A 5,657-nucleotide genomic window follows, 5' to 3' on the forward strand; every position below is an offset into this window, starting at 1 on the left:
CTCGTGTGCGGGGTGTGCGCTGCCGCACTTGTGAAGGTCGCCTTCTTCCCGGACCGATCCGAGGCGATCGTGCGCCCCGAGGCATCGATCACCGATCCTGTCATCCCGGTCGAACGAGGGTCGGTCGTGAACGCGCTCTCGCTCAGCGGCAACGTGGCGCGCGACGAGGCCTTCCCCGTGCGCACCGAGCTCAACGGCACCGTCCTCGCGGTCCATGTCGCCGATGGAGCCGCGGTCAAGGCCGGCCAGAAGCTCTTCACGATCAGGCAGGACGATCCACGCAAGGACATCGACGTCACCGCTCCCGAGGCAGGCGAGATATCTGCAGTAGCGCTCGTGAAGGGGCAGATGACGTCGGCGGGCACCAAGATCTACACGCTCACGCCGGCCCGCTACAACCTGCTGGCGACCGTGCAGCCCGTGCAGCTCTACCGGCTCGTGAATGCTCCGGCCGAGGCGTCGGTGGCCATCACCGGCGGCCCGGCGCCCTTCAGCTGCTCGGGCGTTCGGGTGCAGGTGAGCGCTGAGGGCACGGCGAGTGTGCGCTGCGCGGTTCCTCGTGACCAGGTGGTGTTCGCCGGGCTCCCCGCGACGATGGACCTCGCACTCGGGCAGGTCGACGATGCCCTCGTGATCCCCGTCACGGCGGTGCAGGGCGGAGCCGGCACCGGCACCGTGTGGGTGGATGCCGGCGACGGCTCGGAACCCGAAGAGCGGGCCGTGACTCTCGGGGTCAACGACGGTGCCATGGTCGAGGTCGTGGAAGGTCTCGAGGAAGGCGAGTCGATCAGGCAGTTCGTCCCCGGTTTCGTCGCCCCCGTCGAAGAGGTCTGCTACGAGATCGAGCCGGGCGTCGAGCAGTGCGACAGCGGGATGAGCTGGTGACGCTCGTCTCGCTGGCAGACGTCACCAAGAGCGTGCGGCTGGCCGACGATTCTTTCCTGGAGATACTGCGGGGCATCACGCTCGAGGTCAGCGCGGGAGACCACGTGTCGATCGTCGGAAGATCGGGATCGGGCAAATCGACACTGCTGAACATCCTCGGAATGCTCGACGCCCCGAGCAGCGGATCGGTGTCGTTCGAGGGGCGAGAGGTGCGCCGGATGCGATCGGGCAGGCTCGACAGACTGCGCGGCGACAACGTCGGCTTCGTGTTCCAGCAGTTCAATCTCCTCCCGGGTCGCACCGCCCTCGACAACGTGATGATGCCTCTCGGCCACGCGCGGGGTCGGGTGTTCTGGAACCGCCGTGCGATCGCCGCCGACATGCTCGAGAGGGTCGGACTCGGCCACCGCGTCGAGCAGGTCGCGGATCGTCTTTCGGGTGGCGAGCAGCAGCGCGTCGCGATCGCGAGGGCCCTCGTCCGACGGCCGGTGCTCATCCTGGCCGACGAACCGACCGGTGCCCTCGACATAGACACCGGAGCCTCGGTGATGTCGCTCCTCGACGAGGTCGCGACAGAGACGTCCGCTGCCCTCGTGACCATCACACACGATCTTCACGTCGCCGCCCGAGCACGCAGGCACTACCGGCTCGACGCGGGGCTTCTCGAGCAGGCAGACCTCAGCCGGGCCTTCGAAGCATCCACGCTCGCCGCCTCGGTGCCGTCTGCGCGTGACGGAGGCGCATCGTGACGGCCCTGCTGGGCGCGCTGTCCGACGCGTGGGCCGAGATCCGCGTGCACAAGCTCCGGGTGCTGCTCAGCCTGATCGGGATCGCGGTCTCGGTGGCGGCGCTCACCGGAGTGGTCGCGATCTCGGAGTACCAGCGACAGTTCCAGGCCGAGCAGTCCGACCGCTGGGGCGGGCGCGTGGCCACGGTCGCGGTCGGTGTGGCGAGCGACGACGGATCGCCGGTGGACTTCGACGCCTTCGACGAGAGGTTCTCGCGCGTCTCGGAGCGGTTCGGATTCAGCCACACGGCCCGCATCGTGCAGGGGATGGTGGTTCCGGTTCAGCTTCCCGAGGGCGTGGCCGACGTCGGCGCGCGTCTGATAGATCCCGCGTACTCCCAGATCCACCGGGAGAAGCTGCTCGATGGGCGCTGGCTGCAGGACTCCGACGTCGAGGCGCTCGCTCCGGCCGTCGTGGTCACCGAGGCGCTGTGGGATCGGATCGGACGCGTTCCCCTGTCGCAGCATCCCACCCTGACTCTGACGGGCGCTGCCGGAGGCATCTACCAGGTGGTGGGCGTCGTCCCGCGACAGGGGTTCGGCGATGAGGAGCTGCGTCTCGACATCCTCTACGACGCGTACCGGGAACGTGTCGACGCACTGCCGCAGGAAGCCTGGCCTCAGTACGAGGTATGGCTCGGGCAGGATCAGGTCGACGAGATCGCCCCCGTCCTCGCCATGGATCTGCGCGCGGGGCTTCCCGAGGGGCAGACGGTGTCGGTGAGTCGCACCGATTGGGCCGCGCAACCCGGAGCGATGGATGCGCAGGCGACCTTCGAGATGGTCACCGGCGGCATAGCAGCGGTGATCCTCGGACTCGGGGCGCTGAGCCTGATCAACATCCAGCTCGTCGCCATGAGGCAGCGGGTGCGCGAGATCGGAGTACGCCGGGCGTTCGGAGCGACGTCGGGGCGGGTCTTCTTCTCGGTGTTCCTCGAGAGCCTCGTCGCGACCACGGTGGCCGGTCTCATCGGTATCGCCGTGGTGGTCGCCGTGCTGAGATCGGACTGGGTGGTCACCTCGCTGTTCTACGGAATCCAGGACATTCCGCCCTTCCCCATGCGCGCCGCGTTCGTCGGTCTCGCGGCGTCGATCATCGTCGGCGCGGTGGCGGGGCTCATTCCGGCGCTGGTCGCTCTGCGGGTCAAGGTGATCGACGCCATCCGGTTCTGACTCGGCCGGGTCTGACGCCGGCGCGCGATCGTGACGACTCAGATGCCGACGCGACGCCCCGTGAGCTTCTCGGCTCGGCGATCCGCGATCTGCAGGGCGCGGCGTTCGCGCTCCCGGCGGAGCACGGTGATCCCGACCAGCAGCATCTCGGGATGCCCAGGCGGGATGGGTGACACGAACGGCGCCGCCTCGGTCAGGAGGTCCTGTGCGACTCGTGCTCGCGCCGCGGGCACCATGCGCGGAGCGCTCTGCAGGAACTGAGAGATCCGTCGCGCGAGGCGGTCGGGCAGGCGAGCCACGTCAGCGATCTGAGCCCAGCCCGCGAGAGAAGGCGGAAGCACTGGCTCCGACGGGACGAGCCGGGGAGTGCGCACCCGCTGACTGTAGGTGCCCGCGACCATGTCGCCGAGCCGCTGCGACCGTGCGCTGAAGGCTCCCGAGAGCACGGCGACACCACCCAGGGTCATGTAGATCTCGAGCACGCCCAGAAGCGCGCGGATGAAGGCGTGACGGAAACCCGTGGCGCCTCCGTCGATCCGCACGATGCGCCCGCCCACGGCCAGTTTGCCGAGGCTGCGGCCGCGCAGCGCCACCTCCATCGTGATCGGCAGCACCACGAAGCTGATGACGATCGAAGCGACGAGAGCGATCCGGTCACTCGCCTCGTCGAGGAGCCCGACGTCGAGAAGCCAGATCCGCAGGAACACGGTGAGGATGAAGACGCCGAAGCCGACCAGCATGTCGATGATGGCGCCGGCCGCTCGAAGGAGGAAGCCCACGGGCTGCACGTCGATCGCGACGGCCTCGCCGGAGAGCACCTCATCGGAGACGTCGAGCGGGGCAGACATGAGTACAGTAAATCAGGTGGATGCCGATGCGCTGACAGATGCACGCCGCGCCGAGTGGGAACGGCTCGAGCAGCTCAGTCGCGCGCGACTCGACGGTGCAGGCGTCGACGAGCTCATCGTCCGCTACCGCGCGGCGTCCGCCGATCTGGCCGAACTGAAGACGTCGGTGGGGGAGTCGCCGCAGGGGTCTTATCTCTCGACGATCCTCGTGCGGGCGCGACTGCGGTTGACGGGTGCTTCCGACAACATCCTCACTCAGACGGCCCGGTTCTTCTCGCTGCAGCTGCCGGCCGCGCTCTACCGCCTCCGCTGGACGACACTCGTGATCGCGGTCTCATTCATCGCGATCGTGGTCGGCACCGCGGCGTGGATCTCTTCCGACCCTGCCTTGCTCGCCACACTCGGCCCCCCCGACCTGCTCGAGCAGTACGCCGACGAGAGCTTCACCGGCTACTACACCGAGAATCCTGCCGCGGTCTTCATGGGGATGGTGTGGACGAACAACGCATGGATCGCTCTGCAGTGCGTGCTCTTCGGCATCACCGGTCTCTGGCCCGTGAACGTCCTCGTGCAGAACGCCATGGGGCTGGGCGTGTCGGGTGCGATCATGGCGGCGCACGACCAGGTCGATGTCATGATCCTGTACATCCTGCCCCACGGGCTCCTCGAGATGACGTCGATCTTCGTGGCGGCCGCCGCCGGTCTGCACCTGTTCTGGTCATGGGTCGCTCCCGGTCACCGCTCTCGGGGGGAGTCGCTCGCGGCTGAGGGGCGAGCGCTCGCGACGGTGGCGATCGGGCTCGTCTTCACGCTGTTCGTGTCGGGGCTCATCGAAGGATTCGTCACCGGCTGGGCGCTGCCGTGGCCCGTCAAGATCGGCATCGGCGCAGCCGCCCTCGGAGCCTTCCTCATCTACATGCTCGTGATCGGCGGACGCGCTCATCGGCGCGGTGAGAGCGGCGACCTCGTCGAGTTCGAAGCGGGCACCCCTCGTCTTCTCGCCGGCTGACGTCGAGTCCGCGGCCGAGTCCGCACGGGTCGGCTAGGCGCTGACGGGCGCCTTCTCGATGCCGTCGAAGAGTCCTCGATACGCGAATCCGGCGAGCAGCGCTCCGATCACGGGGAAGACGAGGAACACCCACAGCTGCGCCAGGGCATCCGTGTCGCCGTAGACCGCGGTGGCGAGCGATCGAGCCGGATTCACCGAGGCCAGGTCGATCGGGAGCAGCACCAGATGGATGAGTGCGAGGGCGAGCCCCGCCGCGAGGCCGGCGAAGGCACTGCCGCGCACCGGATGAGACACTCCGAGGATGACGAGGAGGAAGATCGCGGCGAAGAGCGCTTCGGCGATGATCGCGGCTCCCATCCCGAAGCCGGTCGGGGACGCCGCCCCGAAGCCGTTGCTCGCGAAGCCCGCGTTGCGCTGAGCCTCGAGCCAGCCCTCCGGACCGAACAGGCCGATGAGGAAGACCAGCGTCGATGCGACTAGGGCGCCGATGCACTGGGCGACGATGTACGCGGGCACCTCTCGCCACGGCATCCGTCCCGCGGCGGCGACGCCGACGCTCACGGCCGGGTTGAAGTGCCCTCCCGAGATCGGCCCGAAGGCGTACGACGCGGCGATCAGCGCGAGACCTGCGGCCAGAGCGACTCCGACGAATCCGATGCCCGGGCCCGACGCATCCGTGGCCTCGCTGAGCCCCGAGGCGAAGAGCACGGACCCGGCGATCGCGAGAACGAGCACCGCAGAGCCGAACGCCTCTGCGGTGAGCCGCGCGGTCATGGTCTGCGGGATGCGTGTGGTGGCGGTCATCGGTGTGTCGTTGCTCCTCGCGTCGTGGTGGTGAGGCTCACAGCCGCCCAGCGGCCTTCAGCTCGAGATAGCGGTCGGCGATCCGTGGCGGGAGCGCCGCGGGGTCGGCGGCGCTGGCCTCGACTCCGGCCCGGCGCACCGCATCCGCCCC

6 protein-coding genes are annotated in these 5,657 nt (G+C 68.7%); 4 read left to right on the forward strand and 2 right to left on the reverse strand.

Annotated elements, in window-relative coordinates:
- The 3 genes from J7E68_RS16990 to J7E68_RS17000 form a co-directional block, all read left to right on the forward strand.
- Positions 1–885 (forward strand): efflux RND transporter periplasmic adaptor subunit (locus J7E68_RS16990; RefSeq protein WP_215174578.1); only part of this gene is annotated, 885 nt, incomplete at its 5' end.
- Positions 882–1,634 carry an ABC transporter ATP-binding protein gene (locus tag J7E68_RS16995; protein WP_215174580.1) on the forward strand — a complete coding sequence of 251 codons (753 nt, stop codon included), beginning with the start codon at positions 882–884 and terminating at the stop codon, positions 1,632–1,634. The genes J7E68_RS16990 and J7E68_RS16995, both read left to right, overlap by 4 nt.
- A complete protein-coding gene (locus J7E68_RS17000) occupies positions 1,631–2,845 on the forward strand; it encodes an ABC transporter permease (RefSeq protein ID WP_215174582.1) in 1,215 nt (404 codons plus the stop codon). The genes J7E68_RS16995 and J7E68_RS17000 overlap by 4 nt, the downstream gene beginning before the upstream one ends.
- A 38-nt stretch (positions 2,846–2,883) precedes the next feature.
- Here the strand turns inward: J7E68_RS17000 and J7E68_RS17005 are convergent, their stop codons facing one another.
- Positions 2,884–3,693 (reverse strand): RDD family protein, encoded by an 810-nt coding sequence (locus J7E68_RS17005; RefSeq protein ID WP_215174584.1) that lies wholly within the window; start codon positions 3,691–3,693, stop codon positions 2,884–2,886.
- 16 nt (positions 3,694–3,709) lie between these two features.
- Between J7E68_RS17005 and J7E68_RS17010 the strand changes: the two genes are divergently transcribed.
- On the forward strand, positions 3,710–4,702 hold the full coding sequence (locus J7E68_RS17010; RefSeq protein ID WP_215174588.1) for a stage II sporulation protein M: 993 nt from the start codon (positions 3,710–3,712) through the stop codon (positions 4,700–4,702).
- Positions 4,703–4,735: 33 nt separating this feature from the next.
- Here the strand turns inward: J7E68_RS17010 and J7E68_RS17015 are convergent, their stop codons facing one another.
- Entirely contained in the window at positions 4,736–5,506 is a 771-nt protein-coding gene (locus J7E68_RS17015; RefSeq protein ID WP_215174586.1) for an aquaporin, read from the reverse strand.
- Positions 5,507–5,657: the final 151 nt, after the last annotated feature.

It is taken from the genome of Microbacterium sp. ISL-103, from assembly GCF_018613995.1.
Classification (GTDB): domain Bacteria; phylum Actinomycetota; class Actinomycetes; order Actinomycetales; family Microbacteriaceae; genus Microbacterium.